Raw genomic sequence first — 18312 nt, forward strand, 5'->3', positions numbered from 1 at the left:
GTGCGGGAGCAGCAGCGGGGGCGGGGGCCGGAGCCGGTGCCGGCGCTTCGGTCTTGCTGCAAGCGGCCAGCGCGGCGGCTGCAACCAGGGTCGCCAGGACGAGCGATTTCTTCATTTCAGGTTTCCTTTTATGGGGGGAGAAAAAACAATTTCCGGAAATTGTCAGTGCTGCCGGTATGGCCGCGATGACTGAGCAGCAAGGACTCGAGCTCTAGCTGTTCAGCCCGAAATTATATGCCGAAAAGACAATCTACCCGGATTAACCCCAACCTGCGCATTCCTGGCCAATGCTCAGAGGCCTGCGGTGTTGGCGGGGAATGCCGGCGTGCTGCGCTGCAGCCATTCGTTGAGGTTCTGCCTCAGCAGCACGCGACGTTCCGGCTCGCTGCCGCAATAGCCGTTCGACCGCGTCAGGTCCAGCCGCTGCATCGCCCAGCCCGGGCTCCAGATGGCGCTGGGCAAGTCGGTGGAGTCGGCGGATGGGCAAGCCCGCGCATCGATGATGTGCGACCAGGTGCGCCGCCACGTCACGAAACGGGCATGGCGCCGGATGACGTCGTCCCACTTGCGCGCAATCAAGGTGCAATGCCGTCCGCTGGCCGACCATGCTTGAAGCGATTCCGCCACCGCGCGCTCGCCCAAAGGCCAGTCCTCGAAGCTCGCATCGCAGAGGATGATCTGGCGCCACCCTTCACTTGCCGCGCAGGCCAGCGCGTCGCGCACCAGCTGCTGAAAATCATTGCGCCCTTCGAAGCGCCCCTGGTGGAGCGCCCGGCCTTCGCGGCCTTCATCGGTGGGTTCGGTCATGGTGGTGCTTCTCCAGCGTGGACCCAGCCCGCCTCGCGCCAGGACTTGAGCAGCGACACGGCGCCTTCACTGGCGCCCGCCAGCTCGGCGGCGGTGAGACGGCGGCGATCGGCCAGCCGGCGCATCAACTGCGCGTCGCGGCCGGAGGCGAGATAGCTTTCGCCGTTGATGAACACATGCTGCGCGTCATACATCATGCCGGTGCGGCGGTCCAGCACCGCCGTGCGCATGGCGCCCCGGGCACTGCCGGACTCGAACCAGACGCTGGCCTTGGGCTCCGTCAGATATTCGCCCAAAGCACGGTCCAGTGCGACAGGATTTTTCAGGGCGGCTTGGACCGCGTCCCGCGCGAAGTCTTGCAGCCGCGCGGGAACGGCCCCCGGCGCGTCCGTTGCGTCCTGCCCCCTGTCGCCATACACGCCCTCGCCGGCGAGCTCCGCCGCGTCTTCCGCCAGCCGGTGCAGAAGCTCCTGCGCAAGTTCGCCGCGGCCCGGTGCGCGAAAGCCGATCGAGTAGGTCTGGCATTCGCCTTGCGCGATGCCGTCGTGCGCATATCGCGGCGGCAGATAAAGCATGTCACCGGGGTCGAGGACGTACTCTTCTTCGGGTTCGAAGTTGTCGAGGATCTTGAGCGGCACACCTTCGCGCAATGACAGGTCTTTCTGGCGCCCGATGCGCCAGCGCCGCTGGCCTTGGGCTTGCAGCAGGAAGACGTCATAGCTGTCGAAGTGTGGGCCGACCCCGCCACCATCCGTCGCCCAGCTGATCATCAAATCGTCGAGCCGCGCCTGCGGCACGAAACGGAATTGCGACAGCAACTCATGCGCGGGCGCGTGGTGCAGATCCATGCCCTGCACCAGCAGCGTCCACCCCGGCCTGGAGAGCGGCGGCAGCGCCCTGCGCGCGAATGGTCCGCGCCGGAATTTCCAGTCTGCGCCCTGCTGGGCAACGAAGCGCGACTCGACCTCGTCGCGTTCGGCCATGGCGAAGAGCGCATTGCGATCGAGCAGCGGCTTGAATCCCGGCAATGCGCCGCGCACCAGCAGCGGCTTTTTCTGCCAGTGCCGTTTCATGAATTGCTGGGGCGAGAGGCCGCCCAGCAGGGTAAGGGCTTGTGTGGTGTCCATGCAGTGCCACAATTGTCGTATGGAAATCACAAGACAATGCGTGGTCGCGCTGACCTGGACGCTCAAGGACACGCTGGGCGAAGTGCTGGACGAACTCGACGAGCCGGTGGAGTTCATGGTGGGCGGCGACGACCTGCTGGCCAAGATCGAAGATGCCCTTCAGGGCCACGAGCCCGGAGCGAAGGTCGACCTGCACCTGGAACCCGAAGATGCGTTCGGCGAATACAACGAACAGCTGGTGTTCCTGGAACCTCGCGGCCTGTTGCCCGAGGTGCTCGAGGAAGGAATGGCTTTCGAAGGGCTGCCCGCGGGCGGTAACGCCGACGCACCCAAGGACTTGCTCTATACGGTGACCGAGATCTACCCGGAACACGTGGTGCTGGACGGCAACCACCCGCTGGCAGGCATCGCGCTGCGCCTGCACCTGAAGGTGGAGCGCGTGCGCGAAGCCACCGAAGAAGAAGCCGGCAGCGGCACGGCCGGGACCGGCTTCTTCAAGGTACAGCGCGAGGCGCCCGGAGGCGCCACGCTGCATTAGCCTGATCGAGCTTGCTCAGGCCAGAAAGATCACGCCGTTTTCGATCCGCACGCGATCGCCCGGGCGGAGGTCGCCGGTGGCGTTGACGTCATAGGTGCGCCATGCGCCCTGGTCGGTCTGCACCGTCACGCGGTACACGGGGTACTGGTTGTTGTAGGCGTTGGGGCTCACGCGGTTCCCCGCGTTCGCGCCGATGACCGCGCCGGCTGTCGCGCCCAGCACCGTGGCGGCTGCTCGCCCGCCGCCGCTCCCGATCTGGTTGCCCAGCACGCCGCCAATCACAGCGCCGATGATGCCGCCGGCCGCGCTGCGGTTGGGCTGGTAGCTCGGTGCGCCGCCGCTGATCATCGTCACGTTCTGCACGCGGCCGAATTCGACCACGCCCACGGTCTGCACTGGATACTGGCCGTATGGATACTGGCCGGCGGGGTAGACACGGTTGTCGACGGTCGGCGAGTTCGACGCGACGGGATAGTTGTTGGGCCCGTACGGGTCCACGGTGCCGCAGGCTGTCAGGGCCGCGGCAGCAGCCAGGGAAGCCGCCAGGGCGGTGAATCGTGTTGTCTTGATCATGAAGTTCTCCAGGTTGTTGTTGAAGGTCAGGCGCGGTAGATGACGCCGTTTTCGACTCGCACGCGGTCGCCGATCCGCAGGTCGCCGGTGGCGGGCACGTCATAGGTTCGCCAGCCACCCGCATCGGTCTGGATGGTGACGCGGTACACGGAACTCACCGCGCCAGCGGGCTTGTTGACCTGGCTGCCCACGGCCGCGCCAGCGACACCGCCGAGCACCGTGGCCGCATCACGGCCGCCACTGAGGGCATTGCCCACCACGGCACCGGCGATGCCGCCGACGATCGCGCCGGGCACGTTGATACCGCTGGTGGGTGCACCAGCCTGGAAGAATTCGATGTTGGTGATGCGCCCCATCTCGAGCGACGCGGGCGCGGGTGTGGTGACGATCGTCGTCGCCGGGGCGGCTGCCACAGTGGGCGGGACAGTATTGACCACGATGGGCCTGGACACACACGCGGAGAGCAGCGCGGCCAGCGCCGTCAAGGATGCGATCGATGCAAGTCGAGTAGTGCGCATGGGATCTCCTTTGGCATTGGGGTACGGATGGCCCAGCCTTGGGTGGCCGGCCTTGTGTAAAGCGATTACATACCCCGTGCTCGGCGGTTGGGCCGCAGGGAATGCCGCGCATTCCTGTAGGAGCACACTGTCTTCCAACCTGTCAGACCTGACAGGGCGTGACACACGAGAGCCATCGCGTGGCAGTAGAGTCGGGTTCCCAAAACCAAGGAGGGAACCCATGACCGCACCGTCGACCGGCTCGCTGAGCCTGCAGTTCGTCAATAACACCGGCCTGCCGGATTCGAGCGTGTTCATCACGTTCCAGAACCCGGCGCTGGGTTCGAACAACCTGACCGTCACGTACGGCCAGGACCAGGCGGCCGTGCCGTTTGCGGCCCAGGGCAACATCATGTCCACGTCGCTGAGCCTGCAGGCCATCGGCAGCGGCGGTTTCACCGTCACCAAGGCAAGCGGGGTGGTGATCTTCGTGTCTTACGGCGCGGCGCTCACGTCCACCACCTCCGTGCCCAGCTTCATCGGCAGCGGCGGCTCGGACTACCTCACGCAGTTCCAGCCGTTCGAGCTGACCCGCACCGGCGGCTCGGGCGACCAGGGCAACATGACGAACATCAACTACTTCACCGCGCCGATGCAGATCAGCAGCTACAACGGCGGCGCCAGCGGCACGCTGCTGGAGTCGCGCGGCTTCACGCAGACCGCATCGGCCATCGGCGCCTTGCTGGGGCCGCTCTCGGGCAACTCGTCCAGCGCGGTGATCACCAACGGCTCGGGCGGCAGCGTGATCCGCTACGTCGGCCCGTCCTCCTACGGCCCGGCCGACGCCAACCCTTACCCGTCTTTCAGCGCCTACCTCACGGCCATCAACGCGGCCGGGCAGATCACCGCCATCTCCAACAACAACGCCTTCAACGTGCCGCCCACTGCGGGCGTGGGCTCGACCAACTACAACTTCACCCTGAATCTCGGGGCCACCGTCGGTTCGGACAACTCCATCCACCTGAACGGCTCCATCTCCACCACGATCATCCCCTACGGCGGCACGGCCACGGCGGGGCAGACCTTCGACGACTGCTCAGTGACGATCTCCGCGGCGGATGCGAATGCGCTCAATTTCACGATCTATGGGCAAGCGATTTCAGGAGCCGTGAGTTTCGGCAGCGGCTGGACGGCGCTGGGCAATTACATGGAGAGCGTGGGCCTGTCCGCCCAAGGCGCGCTGGCCACCACGCAGAACCTGGCCATTGGCGAAATCACCACCGGGCTGCTGGGCGGCTTCGTCAACAGTGCCACCATTCCGGCGGGGCAGACGCAAGCCATCGGCAACCTGCCCAGCTCCACCTGGTGGAAGCTGAATCCCACGGTCGCGTTCTCTGATATCCAGACCAACAACGCGTACTACAACCAGTACGCCAACGTGATCTACAAGGCCTCGGGGAACCAGGCTTATTCGATCCCCTACAGCGACCGACTCGGTTCGGGGCCGCTGATCAACAGCGTGCAATACAACGGCACTTCGGTGGACACCTGGGTCGTCACGCTGTCGCCGGCAGTGTCCTGACTCAGCCCTTGCCGGTGGAGCCGTAACCGCCCTCCCCGCGCTGGGTCGCGGGGAATTCGGTGACCACGTTGAACTGCGCCTGCACCACGGGCACGATCACCAGTTGCGCGAGCCGTTCCATCGGCTGCAGCGTGAAGGCCACGTCGCTCCGGTTCCACGCGCTGACCATCAACTGGCCCTGGTAGTCGCTGTCGATGAGCCCCACCAGGTTGCCCAGCACGATGCCGTGCTTGTGGCCGAGCCCCGATCGCGGAAGGATAAGAGCGGCGTAACCCGGGTCCTTGATCCAGATCGAAATGCCGGTGGGCACCAGCCGCCATGCGTTGGGTTCCAGGGTCAGCGGTCCGTCCAGGCAGGCCCGCAGGTCGAGGCCCGCGCTGCCCGGTGTGGCATAGGCGGGGAGTTGGTCGACCATGCGCGGGTCGAGGATCTTGACGTCGATGTTCATAAGCGATCGGCTATTTCGGCCACCAGTTGGCGGGCCAGTTCGAGTTTGGAAGCGCGTGGCACTTCGCGCGTGCCCTTTTCATCCACCAGCAGCAGCGCGTTGTCGTCTGCGCCGAAAGTCGCGGGGCCGATATTGCCCACGAGCAGCGGAACCGCCTTGCGCACACGTTTGGCCTGGGCGTTGGCGACGAGATCGTGGCTTTCGGCCGCGAAGCCGACGCAGTACAGCGCACCTGATTTGGCGCGCTGCGACTGCGCCACCCTGGCGAGGATGTCGGGATTCTCCGTGAAGGCGAGCTGCGGCGTCTGGCCGGAGCCGTCCTTCTTGATCTTGTGGTCGCTGGCACTGGCGGGCCGCCAGTCGGCGACGGCCGCGGTGGCGACGAAGACGTCGGCCGACTGCGCCTGCGGCTCTGTGGCACGCAGCATGTCCTCGGCCGACTTCACGTCGATGCGTGTGACGCCGCGCGGCGTCGAAAGGCTGACGGGGCCGGCAACCAGCGTCACCTCGGCGCCGGCTTCGCGCGCCGCCCGTGCGATGGCGAATCCCATCTTGCCGCTGGAGAGATTCGTGATGCCGCGCACCGGGTCGATCGCCTCGAAGGTCGGGCCGGCGGTGACCAGCACGCGCTTGCCGGCCAGCCGCTTGGGCTGGAAGAAGGCGATGATGTCTTCGAGCAGTTCGGGCGGCTCCAGCATGCGGCCGTCGCCGGTCTCGCCGCAGGCCTGGAAGCCCGAGCCCACGCCCAGGATATGCGCACCGTCGGCCGCGATCTGCATCATGTTGCGTTGCGTGGCCGGATTCGCCCACATCTCGCGGTTCATCGCGGGCGCAAGCAGCAGCGGCACTTTGTCGATCGGCCGCGCCAGGCACATCAAGCTCAGCAGTTCATCGGCGCGGCCATGCAGCAATTTCGCCATGAAGTCCGCACTGCAGGGCGCGACGAGGATGGCATCGGCCTCGCGCGACAGGTTGATGTGCGGCATGTTGTTGGGCTCGCGGCTGTCCCATTGCGAACCGTAAACCGGACGCCCGGACAGGGCCTGCATCGTCACCGGGGTGATGAACTGTTCCGCCGCTTCGGTCATGACGACCTGCACCGTGGCGCCTTCCTTGATCAGCGCGCGGCACAGCTCCGCGGCCTTGTAGCAAGCGATGCCGCCGGAGAGTCCAAGGACGAAGTGCTTGCCCGCGAGGTCGTTCATATGCGCGAGTGTAGCGACGCCTGGGGCGCGCACACTCTTTGCCGGGAATCCAGGCGGACCGCTGGCGCGGCCGCTGATCGCCGGCAGCGCGTGCGTACGCACACGCAAGATGGGCACTGTTCAGGCCCGCGTAAGCGCGGCCCGCGGGCGGTCAGCGGCGGCTTCGCCGACCGACTGGACCGCCCGCAGAATTATTCCGCGCCGACAGGCGTCGGTATAATTCACATTTCCCACCTTCCGGAAGCTCTTCTTCCGGCCATGACATGACCAAATTTGTCTTCGTCACCGGCGGTGTGGTGTCCTCCCTCGGCAAGGGAATCGCCTCAGCCTCCCTCGCTGCGATTCTCGAATCGCGGGGCCTCAAAGTCACCCTCATCAAGCTGGATCCGTACATCAACGTCGATCCCGGCACGATGTCGCCATTCCAGCACGGCGAAGTCTTCGTCACCGACGACGGCGCCGAGACCGACCTCGACCTCGGCCACTACGAACGCTTCGTGACCACCCGCATGGGCAAGGTCAACAACTTCACCACCGGGAAGATCTACCAGGCGGTGCTCGAGAAAGAGCGCCGCGGCGATTACCTGGGCAAGACCGTGCAGGTCATCCCGCACATCACCAACGAGATCCAGGAATTCATCAAGCGCGGTGCGCATTTTGGAGACCCGGGCGCGGCCGATGTGGCGATTGTCGAAATCGGCGGCACCGTGGGTGACATCGAATCCCTTCCCTTCCTGGAAGCGGCACGCCAGATGAGCCTGCGCATGGGCGCCAATAACACCGCGTTCGTTCACCTGACGTATGTGCCCTGGATCGCCGCGGCCGGCGAGCTCAAGACCAAGCCGACGCAGCACACCGCCAAGGAACTGCGGGCCATCGGCATTTCCGCCGACGCGCTGCTGTGCCGCGCCGACCGAAAGATCCCGGAAGACGAGCGGGCCAAGATCTCGCTGTTCACCAACGTCCCCGAATGGGGCGTGATCAGCATGTGGGACGTCAACACCATCTACAAGGTGCCGCGCATGCTGCACGAGCAGGGCCTGGACGGCCTCATCTGCGACAAGCTGCGCCTGAACACCCCGCCCGCCAACCTGAAGCGCTGGGACGAGCTGGTCTACGAGACCGAACACCCGCAGGGCGAAGTCAGCATCGCGATGGTCGGCAAGTACGTCGACCTGTCGGACAGCTACAAGTCGCTCAACGAAGCGCTGCGCCACGCCGGCATGAAGAACCATGTGCGGGTGAAGATCGACTATGTCGACTCTGAAACCATCACGCCCGACAGCGTGCGTCAGCTCGCGAAGTTCGACGCCATCCTGGTGCCCGGCGGCTTCGGCAAGCGCGGAATCGAAGGCAAGATCGCCGCCGCGCGTTTCGCCCGCGAAAACAAGCTGCCCTATCTGGGCATCTGCCTGGGCATGCAGGTCGCCACCATCGAATACGCGCGGCACGTGGCTGGGCTGCAGGATGCCAACAGCACTGAGTTCGAGCCGGAAACGCCCCATCCCGTCATCGCCCTCATCACCGAGTGGCAGGACAAGGACGGCAGCATCCAGACCCGCAGTGAAACCTCCGACCTGGGCGGCACCATGCGCCTGGGCGCGCAAAGCTCCGACGTTGCGCGCGGCACGCTGGCCCACAAGATCTACGGCGATGTGGTGACGGAGCGCCATCGCCATCGCTACGAAGCCAACGTCAATTACCTGAACAAGCTGCGTCAGGCCGGCCTCGTGATCTCCGCGCTGACCCAGCGTGAGCAGTTGACCGAGATCGTCGAGCTGCCGCAGGACGTGCACCCATGGTTCATGGGCGTGCAGTTCCACCCCGAATTCAAGTCCACGCCTTGGGACGGCCACCCGCTGTTCAACTCGTTCATCAAGGCGTCCGTGGAGCACCACGCAGCGGGCAACAAGTCACTGAAAGCCGTGGCATGAGATTCGCCACACTCATGCCGGACTCGATCCGGCCTCCATGGATTGCGGGTCAAGCCCGCAATGACATCCAATGAAGCTCTGCAACTTTGAAATAGGGCTTCACAAGCCCTTTTTTTTGATCGCGGGCCCCTGCGTGGTGGAGTCCGAGCAACTGCAGATGGACACCGCCGGTGCGCTGAAGGAGATCACTGCGTCGCTGGGCATCCCGTTCATCTTCAAGAGCAGCTACGACAAGGCCAACCGTTCTTCGGGGACAAGTTTCCGCGGCCCGGGCATGCAGCGCGGCCTGGAGATCCTGGCCAAGGTGAAGAAAGACCTGGGCTTGCCCATCCTTACCGACGTGCACAGCGAAAGTGAAATCGCCGAAGTGGCGAAGGTGGTCGACGTGCTGCAGACGCCGGCGTTCCTGTGCCGCCAGACCGATTTCATCTGTGCGGTCGCGCAGTCCGGCAAGCCGGTGAACATCAAGAAAGGCCAGTTCCTTGCGCCCGGCGACATGAAGAACGTGATCGCCAAGGCCCGCGAAGCCGCGAAGGAAAAGGGCTTGCCCGAAGACAGCTTCATGGCCTGCGAACGCGGCGCCAGCTTCGGCTACAACAACCTGGTCTCCGACATGCGCTCGCTCGCGATCATGCGTGAGACCGGCGCTCCGGTGGTGTTCGACGCCACGCACTCGGTGCAATTGCCCGGCGGGCAAGGCACGACCTCGGGCGGCCAGCGCGAAATGGTGCCCGTCCTGGCACGCGCGGCCGTCGCAGTGGGTGTGGCGGGCCTGTTCATGGAAACGCATCCTGATCCCGCGAAGGCCTTGTCCGACGGCCCCAATGCAGTTCCACTGAAGCACATGAAGGCGCTGCTGGAGACCCTCCTCGCGCTCGATGCCGTCACCAAGAAGAACGGCTACCTCGAAGACAACTTCTCCGCCTGAACACACGCAAAAAATGACCAGCGCCTACATCATCGCCAACGTCGAAGTTACGAACCCCGAACAGTACGAAGAGTACAAGAGGCTCTCTACCATTGCCATGAAGGCCCATGGCGCGGAGCCGTGCGTGCGCGGCGGCAAGGTCGAAGTGCTGGAAGGCGACTGGTCGCCCTCTCGCATGGTCGTGCTGAAATTTCCTTCGGTGGAAGCCGCGAAGGCCTTCAACAGTTCCGTCGAATACAGCGCGGCCCGCCGGTCGCGCCAGGGCGCCGCAGTGATGCGCATGATCCTGGTCGAGGGTGTCTGAACCGTTTATCCACTTTAAGAAGAGAAACCTGCAATGAGCGCAATCGTTGACATCGTCGGCCGCGAAATCCTGGACTCGCGCGGCAACCCCACCGTCGAATGCGACGTGCTGCTGGAATCGGGCACCATGGGCCGCGCGGCCGTGCCTTCCGGCGCGTCCACCGGCTCGCGCGAAGCCATCGAGCTGCGCGACGGCGACAAGAGCCGCTACCTGGGCAAAGGCGTGCTGAAGGCTGTCGAGCACATCAACACCGAGATCTCCGAATCGGTGCTGGGCCTGGACGCTTCCGAGCAGGCCTTCCTGGACAAGACGCTGATCGACCTGGACGGCACCGACAACAAGGGCCGCCTGGGCGCCAACGCCACGCTGGCCGTCTCGATGGCCGTCGCTCGCGCCGCCGCCGAAGAATCGGGCCTGCCCCTGTACCGCTACTTCGGCGGCATGGGCGGCATGCAATTGCCGGTGCCGATGATGAATGTGGTCAACGGCGGCGCGCACGCCAACAACAACCTCGACCTGCAGGAATTGATGATCATCCCGGTGGGGGCGCCGTCTTTCCGCGAAGCGGTGCGCTACGGCGCCGAGGTGTTCCACGCGCTCAAGAAGATCATCCACGACAAGGGCATGAGCGTGGCCGTGGGCGACGAAGGCGGCTTTGCGCCGAACGTCGAGAACCACGAGGCCGCGATCCAGATGATCCTGCAGGCCATCGAGAAGGCGGGTTACCGCCCCGGCGAGCAGATCGCCCTGGGCCTGGACTGCGCGGCCAGCGAGTTCTACAAGGACGGCAAGTACCACCTCGAAGCCGAGGGCAAGGTGCTGGATTCCGCGCAGTGGACCGACATCCTCGCCAGTTGGACCGAGAAGTACCCCATCATCAGCATCGAGGACGGCATGGGCGAGTCCGACTGGGACGGCTGGAAGACGCTCACCGAGCGCCTGGGCAAAAGCGTGCAGCTGGTGGGCGACGACCTGTTCGTCACCAACACCAAGATCCTGAAGGAAGGCATCGACAAGAAGATCGCCAACTCGATCCTCATCAAGATCAACCAGATCGGCACGCTGACCGAAACCTTCGCCGCCATCGAGATGGCCAAGCGTGCGGGCTACACCTCCGTCATCAGCCACCGTTCGGGCGAGACCGAGGACAGCACGATCGCCGACATCGCCGTGGGCACCAACGCCGGCCAGATCAAGACCGGCTCGCTCAGCCGCAGCGACCGCATGGCCAAGTACAACCAGCTGCTGCGCATCGAGGAAGACCTCGGCGACGTCGCCAGCTACCCGGGCCGAGCCGCCTTCTACAACCTCCGCTGAGGCCAGTGCGCAACCGGCTCGTCCCCGCCATCCTGATCGCCCTGCTGCTCATCGTTCATGCGCAGCTGTGGTTCGGGCGGGGCAGTGTCGGGAATGTGTCGGCCATGCAGCAGAAACTGGAAGCGCAGAAGACCGCCAACGGCCAGGCCAAGCAGGCCAATGAGCAGCTGGCCTCCGAGGTGCGGGACCTGAAGGAAGGCCTGGAGATGGTCGAGGAAAAGGCGAGGATGGAGTTGGGCATGGTCAAGCCCAACGAGATCCTCGTCAACGTTTCCAAGTAATGGAGCTTCTCTTCGCCGAAGCGTTCACCCTTTGGGGCTCGCCGACGACCTGGCTCGAGATCGCGGCCGTGGCCATCGCATTGGCCATGGTCGGCTGCAACATCCGCGAGATCCACTGGGGATGGCCGCTGGCCATCGTCAGTTCGGCGATGTACTTCGCGCTTTTCTGGCGCAGCAAGCTGTATGGCGACGCCAGCTTGCAGATCTTCTTTGCCGTGGTCGCGCTTTGGGGCTGGTTCCAGTGGCTGCGCGGGGTGCGCGCGGACGGCTCTTCGCTGCGTGTCGCGCGGCTGACTCGCCAGGGGCTTGCCTGGACGGTGGGCGTATGCGCTTTGCTCTGGCCCGCCACGGGCTTCTTTCTCAAGACTTTCACCGACACCGACGTGCCTTGGTGGGACGCGTTCCCCACTGCCGTGAGCCTGGTCGGCCAGTTCCTGCTGGGCCGCAAGTTCGTCGAGAACTGGGCGGTGTGGATCGTCGTCAACGTCGTGAGCGTCGGCCTGTTCGCGTACAAGGGACTGTGGTTGACCGTGGCGCTGTACAGCGTGTTCATCGTGCTCAGCGTGGTCGGCTGGCGCGAATGGTCGCGGCGGATGCAGACGCCATGAAGGCCGCCCCGCCGAAGAAGCTCAAGCTGGCATTGCTCGGCGCCGAAAGCACCGGCAAGACCCAGCTCTCGCAGGAGTTGGCGGCGCAAGTGCGCGCGCAAGGCCGCAGCGTGGCCGTCGTCTCGGAGGTGCTGCGCGAATGGTGCGAGCGGGAGGGCCGCACGCCCCGCCCGGAAGAACAACTGCCGATCGCGCAGGAGCAGGAGCGGCGCGCCGATGCAGCCGCCTTGACGCACGACGTGGTCATCGCCGACACGACGTCATTGATGGTCGCCATCTACAGCGCGATGTTGTTCGAGGACGGCACGCTGTACCAGTTCGCGCTGGAGCGCCAGCGCGGCTACGACGTCACGCTCGTCACCGGGCTCGACTTGCCGTGGGTGGCTGACGGCCTGCAGCGCGACGGCCCGCACGTGAGAGAGCCGGTCGATGCCCTGGTTCGCCAGGCGCTGGCACGCGCGGACGTGCCCTATCGCACGATCTACGGAAAAGGCACCGAGCGGCTGCAAAACGCGCTCGCCGCGATCGCCGAAGCGGGTGACCGCAAGCCGTCCGCAGGGACATCCGCCTGGGTATGGACCTGCGACAAGTGCAGCGATCCGGAATGCGAGCATCGCCTCTTCACGTCGCTAATGGGTCACAAGACTTAGTTTTCTTTCGAGGGCGCGGCCCTTTGCCCTACTTTTACAGTATTATTGAAATGCTGTAAGGGATGGTAACAATAGTGACGATAATTAGAAGATCGGTGGGGGCTTTGCTGCTTGCAATCTCCACCTGTGTAGCCGCCGCTCCGCCTGCGCCGGCATTCATTTCCTCCACCGCTCCGCTGACATCCCACGAGATCAACGTGTCGCGGGTCTATCTCGCGCTCTCCGGACGGGCGCCCGAACTCTCGGGGTTGGACTTCTGGGCTGCGAACACCCCGGAGAGGGCTTCGATTGAAGAGATTTACAACACGATCGAGCCCTTCGTCGCCGCCGTGAGCATGGCTCCGGCGAACGAGCCCAACTTCTCGTTCGTCAAGTACCTCTATGCGTATCTCCTGGGCAAATCGTACGAAGACGATCCCGCAGGCATCCAGTACTGGGCATGCTTGCTTGCCGATGATGGCTCCCAGCAAATAGACGGCACGTTTTTCTGTGCCCAAGGCTATGGCGGCCTCAGCCGGGGTGGTGTTGTGAGCAACTTCCTCGCCGCCGCGGGGGCCGCGGCGGCGGCGGATCCGAACTCGCACAGAACCTTTGTCAACCGGATGCTCGCGATCGAATATGCAGGCCGCATCCAGAAGGCCCGCGGCAGGGGATTTTCAGTGCCCGATGGCGCGACGCTGGTCAGGCGCATCATGAGTTCGGATGAGTCGTTCAGCCAAGCGATGCAGTCTCTCGACCGGCTGACAAGAGACAGGCGATTGGCGAGTCCAGCCAGGCGGTTCGACGGGGAGCTCACGGCGGCCAGCCTGTACAGCGAAGCCCGGCCCGCGGCACTCGACGCCCGGGTCAAGATTCACAAGCATCTCGTCTGGTACAACAGCAATCGGGACATGCTGCTCGCGCAGGCTTTTTTGCCCCCCGACTTCGTGTCCGGCTCGAACTTCCAGGCGGTGATCTCCGTACACGGAGGTGGCTGGAGAAACGGCTTGGTGGAGCACATGGAAGGCTTCAACACGGCGCTGGCTTTGCAAGGCTTCGTCGTGCTGTCGCCGATGTACAGGCTGACATCGTGGGGCCATACGGGCGTCTACCCGAGCCCGACCCAGCAAGCCGACATCGCCGACTTCGCGGCGCTGGTAAAAGCAGACCCGTCGGTCTTCAAGGTCAGCGCAGACAGGGTGAGACTTTTCGGACACTCGGCTGGTGGCCACCTGGTTGCACTGCTCGGAACCACGTCGAACTATGGCTGCGTGGCCTCGGTCGCCGCCCCGCTCGACCTGCTCAATGACTTCAATTCCGGGCCGGCGAACACCTCACTTGACTACTACGTCGCGCCCACCGCGCGGGCTTCGGTATCGCCAAGCTCGCAGAGCGCAACTGCGTCGTCCACGAATTTTCTGGTGCATTTCGGCAGCGCCGATCGATTGGTGCCCCCCTCACAGGCTGCCACTTTCCAGGCCGCGTTCGGGTCGTCGCGCGTCCAGACGATGGCGCACAACGAGTCGCACATGTTCTCGGCACAGGCCGCAAAAGCAGTTGCCTCAGCCACTGCAACGTTCTTCCAAGGCTCTAGCTGCCTGTGAAGCAAGTTTGAGTGAATCGGCCGTTCGGGTGGCTCAAATACCACACGGAAAGTGAGGCCGGTCCTACAGCAGCAACCATGCTGTAGCGCCAGGATTGGGTATACGCCTACCATGGGATGTGCCCATGAAACTGGAACTCCCGACCCAACCTTCTCCCCCTGCCGTGCGCAAGCCCAAGCCCAGCGCGCAACCGCTGGACTCGCGGTTGACGGAGCAGCGCAACCCGCGCAGCACCCGCATCGACCAGTTGCCCACGCCAGGTATCGTGGATCTCATCAACGCGGAAGACCGCATCGTCGCGGCGGCCGTGGGCGAGGAGCGCGAGCAGATCGCTCGCGCCGTCGACCTTGTGGTGGATTGCCTGCAAAGGGACGGCCGCCTGATCTACGTCGGAGCCGGGACTTCGGGCCGGCTAGGCGTGCTGGACGCCTCGGAGATGCCGCCGACGTACCGCACCGATCCTGAGATGGTGCAAGGGGTGATCGCCGGCGGCTACGAGGCCTTGATGCGCTCGCAGGAAGGCGCGGAAGACCACCCTGACCAAGGCGCGGCGGCGATGGACGAGCGCAACGTCGGCGAGAACGATTTCGTGCTCGGCATCGCGGCGTCGGGCACCACACCCTACGTGCACGGCGCGCTCGCACGCGCGCGCGACCGCGGCGCGCGCACTGGTTTCCTGCTGTGCACTTACCCGTCGGAGGAATTGATCAGGTCGCACGACGTGGTGATCGCACCGCTGGTCGGCCCCGAGGTCATCACCGGCTCGACCCGAATGAAGGCCGGCACGGCCACCAAGATGGTGTTGAACACCATCAGCACCGCCGCCATGATCAAGACCGGCAAGGTCTACGGCAACCTGATGGTGGACTTGCAGGTCACGTGCCAGAAGCTGCAGGACCGGGGCGAGCGCATCCTGATGGATACGCTCGGCGTCGAGCGCACCGAGGCGATGCGCCTGCTCGAGGCGTCGGGCGGCCACGTGAAGACGGCCATCGTGATGTCCAAGCTGTCCGTGAGCGCTGAAGAGGCGGCGCAGCGGCTGGGGCGCGCGGGCGGCTCCATAGCGGACATCGTCGGCGACCTGGGCTCATAGGCACTGCCTTCCACGGTTTTTTCTGGAGACTCGATATGAAGATACTGTTGGCCGTCGACGGCAGCAACCACACCCAGCGCATGCTGGACTACATCGCCGCGCACAAGGAGCTGCTCGGTGCGGGCAACCGGTACACCGCCTTCACCGTTGTCCCCTCGGTTCCTTCCGGCGCCGCGCGATTCATCGACAAGACCGTGATCGAAGACCATTACCGCGAAGAGGCCGAGCGGGTGCTGGCGCCCGTGCGGGTGTTTGCCACGGGGCATGGATGGGATGTCAGCACAGTCCATGCGCATGGGCGCGCCTCCGATGCCATCGCCGCATACGCGCAAGAGCAAAAGGCCGACCTGATCGTCATGGGCACGCACGGCCACTCCTTGCTGAGCAACATGGCCCTCGGCTCGGTTGCCAATGGTGTGCTGAGTCGGTGTACCGTGCCCGTGCTGCTCGTCCGCTAGGCTGAGCGCGCGTCCGGATCGGCGTGCGCACGCACGCGGCTACTGCACGGTCGGCGCAACCGGAGGCTGGTCGCCGGGCGCGGCGAACAGCTGCGCCGCATCGACCGCATCGAAGCGGTACTGCTTGCCACAGAAGTCGCAGGCCACATCGATCTCTCCACGTTCGGCGACGATGTCTTTCGCTTCGGCCTGGCCCAGCCCACGAATCATGTTGCCCACGCGTTCGCGGCTGCAGGTGCAGGCGAAGCGCGGCGTCTCCGGCTCGAAGCGCAACACCTTCTCTTCCCAGAACAGCCGGCGCAAGATGGTGTCCACGTCGAGCTCCAGCAGCTCCTCGCGTTTCAGGCTGGACGCCAGGATCGAGATGCGGTTGTAGTGCTCGTTCAGGCCGATCTCGTCTTCGTTCGCCTTGCTCACGTTGCTCCCGGCCAGGTTGCCTTCGCCCTCCAGCGGCAGCCGCTGGATCAGAAGGCCGGCGGCGACCTTGCTGTCGGCGGCCAGCACGAGCGTCGTGTCAAGTTGCTCGGATTGCAGCATGTAGTGTTGCAGCACCTCGCTCAGCTTCTCGATCTTCTCGCGGTGGTCGCCATGCAGCGGCACCACGCCCTGGTAGGGCTGCTGGCCGGGAAACTTGTCCTTCGGGTCCAGCGTGATGGCGCACCTGCCCTTGTTGGTGGCGTTGACCATATCCGAGAGGCGTGCGTCCACGCCCACGTCGCCGACCACCTTGGCCGTGACGCGCAGGCTCAAGTCATGCTGCACTTCAGCCACCGCCACTTTCACCGGCCCATCGCCGAAGATCTGCAGCACCAGCGCGCCGTTGAACTTGATGTTGGACTGCATCAGCACGCCGGCCGCGGCCATCTCACCCAGCAGCTCGGCCACGGGTGGCGGCCACGATCCGGTGCTGGCGTTGGCCTGGCGCCGCGCCAGGACCTCCGTCCATGCGTCGGTCAGCCGCACGATGCTGCCGCGCACGGGGAGACCGTCGAAGATGAATTTGTGGAGTTCGTCCGCCATCAGCCGATCTTCTTGAAGCCGCGCTGGTAGCGCAACGCGTTGTCGACGTAATGGTCCGCCAGGTGGCCCAGCAACTTGACCTGCTCATCGGTGAGCTGGCGCACCGCCTTGGCAGGCGCACCGACGATCAGTGAGTTGTCCGGAAATTCCTTGCCTTCTGTGACCACGGCGCCGGCGCCAACGATGCAGTTGCGCCCGATCTTCGCCTTGTTCAGCACCACGGCCTGGATGCCGATGAGCGAGCCGTCCCCAATGGTGCAGCCGTGCAGCATCACCTGGTGGCCCACCGTCACGTTGTCACCGAGCGTGAGCGGCACGTCCAGGTCGGCATGCAGCATCGACTGGTCCTGGATGTTCGTGCGTTTGCCGATGCGGATGGTCTCGGTGTCGCCGCGGATGACGACGCCGAACCAGACGCTCGCGCTCTCGCCCAGTACCACGTCGCCGATGACCTGGGCGCTGTCCGCCACCCAGGCGCTCGGCGCCATCGTGGGGGACTTGCCGTCGAGTTCGTATATCGCCATAGCTGCTTTGGGTAAAAACCTAGAATTGTAGGGATGGAGCTTCGCCAACGGGCGCTGCAGGCCCTCTGCACCGCCGATCCCCTGCTGAAAGTGGCGCAAGCACGTGAATTGCTGGGCCACAGCGCCTCGCTGGACATTGCCGCGGCGGCGCCGGCGCAGCCGGTTTCGGGCCTGCCCGGCCGCCCGGCCAAGCCCGAGCTCATCCATCCCGCCAACGTGCCGCGCCGCTCGCCCTTCAAGCCTGAGGGCCTGGCCGCGCTGCTGCACGCCATCGCCCACATCGAGTTCAACGCCATCAACCTGGCCCTCGACGCCGCCTGGCGATTCGGAGGGATGCCTGCTCGGTTCTACCGCGATTGGGTTCGCGTGGCTGCCGAGGAGGCGTACCACTTCAGCCTGCTGCGCGAACATCTGGCAACGCTGGGCTACGGCTACGGCGACTTCCCCGCCCACGACAACCTGTGGACCATGTGCGAGCGGACGAAGGATGACGTCGTCGCCCGCATGGCGCTGGTACCGCGCACACTCGAGGCGCGCGGCCTGGACGCGACGCCGCAGATCCAGGACAAGCTGCGCCGCGTCGGCACGCCCGAGGCAAAGCGGGCGGTGGACATTCTCGACATCATCCTCGCCGACGAGATCGGCCACGTGGCGATCGGGAATCACTGGTACCGCTGGCTGTGCGAACGCGACGGGCTGGACCCGGTGGCGCACTACGGCGTGCTGGTGCAGCGCCACGACGCGCCGCGGCTGTACCCGCCGTTCAATGAAGCGGCCCGCAAGCGGGCCGGGTTCAGCGATGAGGAGTTGGCCTGGCTGTTGATGTAGGTCCGTT

The 18312-nt window shown here is 65.0% G+C and carries 21 protein-coding genes; 13 read left to right on the forward strand and 8 right to left on the reverse strand.

Annotated features, from left to right (window positions below; genetic code table 11):
• Positions 1 to 291: 291 nt before the first annotated feature.
• Positions 292 to 807, reverse strand: a complete 516-nt coding sequence (locus EEB15_RS30735) for a hypothetical protein (protein ID WP_141513799.1) — start codon at positions 805 to 807, stop codon at positions 292 to 294.
• Positions 804 to 1934 carry a JmjC domain-containing protein gene (locus tag EEB15_RS30740; RefSeq protein WP_141513800.1) on the reverse strand — a complete coding sequence of 377 codons (1131 nt, stop codon included), beginning with the start codon at positions 1932 to 1934 and terminating at the stop codon, positions 804 to 806. The genes EEB15_RS30735 and EEB15_RS30740 overlap by 4 nt, the downstream gene beginning before the upstream one ends.
• A gap of 19 nt (positions 1935 to 1953) precedes the next feature.
• Between EEB15_RS30740 and EEB15_RS30745 the strand changes: the two genes are divergently transcribed.
• Positions 1954 to 2472, forward strand: coding sequence for a peptidylprolyl isomerase (locus EEB15_RS30745; protein WP_141513801.1), 519 nt, complete (start codon positions 1954 to 1956; stop codon positions 2470 to 2472).
• Between the two features lie 15 nt (positions 2473 to 2487).
• Here EEB15_RS30745 and EEB15_RS34525 read toward each other — a convergent pair whose 3' ends face one another.
• Both EEB15_RS34525 and EEB15_RS33870 read right to left on the reverse strand, forming a co-directional pair.
• The gene (locus tag EEB15_RS34525) at positions 2488 to 3045 is read right to left on the reverse strand and encodes a glycine zipper 2TM domain-containing protein (protein WP_141513802.1); all 558 of its coding nucleotides are present in this window, start codon (positions 3043 to 3045) and stop codon (positions 2488 to 2490) included.
• 26 nt (positions 3046 to 3071) lie between these two features.
• Entirely contained in the window at positions 3072 to 3563 is a 492-nt protein-coding gene (locus EEB15_RS33870) for a glycine zipper 2TM domain-containing protein (protein WP_158290284.1), read from the reverse strand.
• Positions 3564 to 3783: 220 nt separating this feature from the next.
• Between EEB15_RS33870 and EEB15_RS30760 the strand changes: the two genes are divergently transcribed.
• Positions 3784 to 5124 (forward strand): hypothetical protein, encoded by a 1341-nt coding sequence (locus EEB15_RS30760; RefSeq protein WP_158290285.1) that lies wholly within the window; start codon positions 3784 to 3786, stop codon positions 5122 to 5124.
• 1 nt (position 5125) lies between these two features.
• Here the strand turns inward: EEB15_RS30760 and dut are convergent, their stop codons facing one another.
• On the reverse strand, positions 5126 to 5572 hold the full coding sequence (dut, locus tag EEB15_RS30765; RefSeq protein ID WP_141513805.1) for a dUTP diphosphatase: 447 nt from the start codon (positions 5570 to 5572) through the stop codon (positions 5126 to 5128).
• Entirely contained in the window at positions 5569 to 6777 is a 1209-nt protein-coding gene (coaBC, locus tag EEB15_RS30770; RefSeq protein WP_141513806.1) for a bifunctional phosphopantothenoylcysteine decarboxylase/phosphopantothenate--cysteine ligase CoaBC, read from the reverse strand. The genes dut and coaBC overlap by 4 nt, the downstream gene beginning before the upstream one ends.
• Before the next feature lie 263 nt (positions 6778 to 7040).
• Here coaBC and EEB15_RS30775 point away from each other — a divergent pair, with 263 nt between their 5' ends.
• The 10 genes from EEB15_RS30775 to EEB15_RS30820 all read left to right on the forward strand — a co-directional run bounded on the left by EEB15_RS30775 (position 7041) and on the right by EEB15_RS30820 (position 15933).
• Positions 7041 to 8711: a CTP synthase gene (locus tag EEB15_RS30775; protein ID WP_141513807.1), complete on the forward strand. Its 1671-nt coding sequence runs from the start codon at positions 7041 to 7043 to the stop codon at positions 8709 to 8711.
• A gap of 70 nt (positions 8712 to 8781) precedes the next feature.
• Positions 8782 to 9639, forward strand: coding sequence for a 3-deoxy-8-phosphooctulonate synthase (gene kdsA / locus EEB15_RS30780; RefSeq protein ID WP_141513808.1), 858 nt, complete (start codon positions 8782 to 8784; stop codon positions 9637 to 9639).
• Between the two features lie 13 nt (positions 9640 to 9652).
• A complete protein-coding gene (locus EEB15_RS30785; RefSeq protein ID WP_141513809.1) occupies positions 9653 to 9943 on the forward strand; it encodes a DUF1330 domain-containing protein in 291 nt (96 codons plus the stop codon).
• 33 nt (positions 9944 to 9976) lie between these two features.
• Entirely contained in the window at positions 9977 to 11260 is a 1284-nt protein-coding gene (gene eno, locus EEB15_RS30790; RefSeq protein ID WP_141513810.1) for a phosphopyruvate hydratase, read from the forward strand.
• Between the two features lie 5 nt (positions 11261 to 11265).
• Positions 11266 to 11541 carry a septum formation initiator family protein gene (locus tag EEB15_RS30795; RefSeq protein WP_141513811.1) on the forward strand — a complete coding sequence of 92 codons (276 nt, stop codon included), beginning with the start codon at positions 11266 to 11268 and terminating at the stop codon, positions 11539 to 11541.
• On the forward strand, positions 11541 to 12149 hold the full coding sequence (pnuC, locus tag EEB15_RS30800; protein WP_141513812.1) for a nicotinamide riboside transporter PnuC: 609 nt from the start codon (positions 11541 to 11543) through the stop codon (positions 12147 to 12149). The genes EEB15_RS30795 and pnuC overlap by 1 nt, the downstream gene beginning before the upstream one ends.
• The gene (locus tag EEB15_RS30805) at positions 12146 to 12799 is read left to right on the forward strand and encodes an AAA family ATPase (protein WP_141513813.1); all 654 of its coding nucleotides are present in this window, start codon (positions 12146 to 12148) and stop codon (positions 12797 to 12799) included. The genes pnuC and EEB15_RS30805 overlap by 4 nt, the downstream gene beginning before the upstream one ends.
• Positions 12800 to 12903: 104 nt before the next feature.
• The gene (locus tag EEB15_RS30810; protein ID WP_158290286.1) at positions 12904 to 14382 is read left to right on the forward strand and encodes an alpha/beta hydrolase; all 1479 of its coding nucleotides are present in this window, start codon (positions 12904 to 12906) and stop codon (positions 14380 to 14382) included.
• A 124-nt stretch (positions 14383 to 14506) separates the two neighbouring features.
• Positions 14507 to 15475: an N-acetylmuramic acid 6-phosphate etherase gene (gene murQ / locus EEB15_RS30815; RefSeq protein ID WP_141513815.1), complete on the forward strand. Its 969-nt coding sequence runs from the start codon at positions 14507 to 14509 to the stop codon at positions 15473 to 15475.
• A gap of 35 nt (positions 15476 to 15510) precedes the next feature.
• Positions 15511 to 15933 carry a universal stress protein gene (locus tag EEB15_RS30820; RefSeq protein ID WP_141513816.1) on the forward strand — a complete coding sequence of 141 codons (423 nt, stop codon included), beginning with the start codon at positions 15511 to 15513 and terminating at the stop codon, positions 15931 to 15933.
• Positions 15934 to 15972: 39 nt separating this feature from the next.
• On the opposite strand, the gene EEB15_RS30825 is transcribed toward EEB15_RS30820, so the two are convergent.
• Together EEB15_RS30825 and EEB15_RS30830 are read right to left on the reverse strand one after the other, a co-directional pair.
• Positions 15973 to 16953, reverse strand: a complete 981-nt coding sequence (locus tag EEB15_RS30825; RefSeq protein ID WP_141513817.1) for an Hsp33 family molecular chaperone HslO — start codon at positions 16951 to 16953, stop codon at positions 15973 to 15975.
• A complete protein-coding gene (locus tag EEB15_RS30830; RefSeq protein WP_141513818.1) occupies positions 16953 to 17477 on the reverse strand; it encodes a gamma carbonic anhydrase family protein in 525 nt (174 codons plus the stop codon). The genes EEB15_RS30825 and EEB15_RS30830 overlap by 1 nt, the downstream gene beginning before the upstream one ends.
• A 33-nt stretch (positions 17478 to 17510) precedes the next feature.
• On the opposite strand from EEB15_RS30830, the gene EEB15_RS30835 reads away from it, so the two are divergent.
• Positions 17511 to 18305: a ferritin-like domain-containing protein gene (locus tag EEB15_RS30835; RefSeq protein WP_141513819.1), complete on the forward strand. Its 795-nt coding sequence runs from the start codon at positions 17511 to 17513 to the stop codon at positions 18303 to 18305.
• Positions 18306 to 18312 lie beyond the last annotated feature (7 nt).

Origin of the sequence: Ramlibacter sp. WS9, from assembly GCF_003797765.1 — a bacterium.
Classification (GTDB): domain Bacteria; phylum Pseudomonadota; class Gammaproteobacteria; order Burkholderiales; family Burkholderiaceae_C; genus Ramlibacter.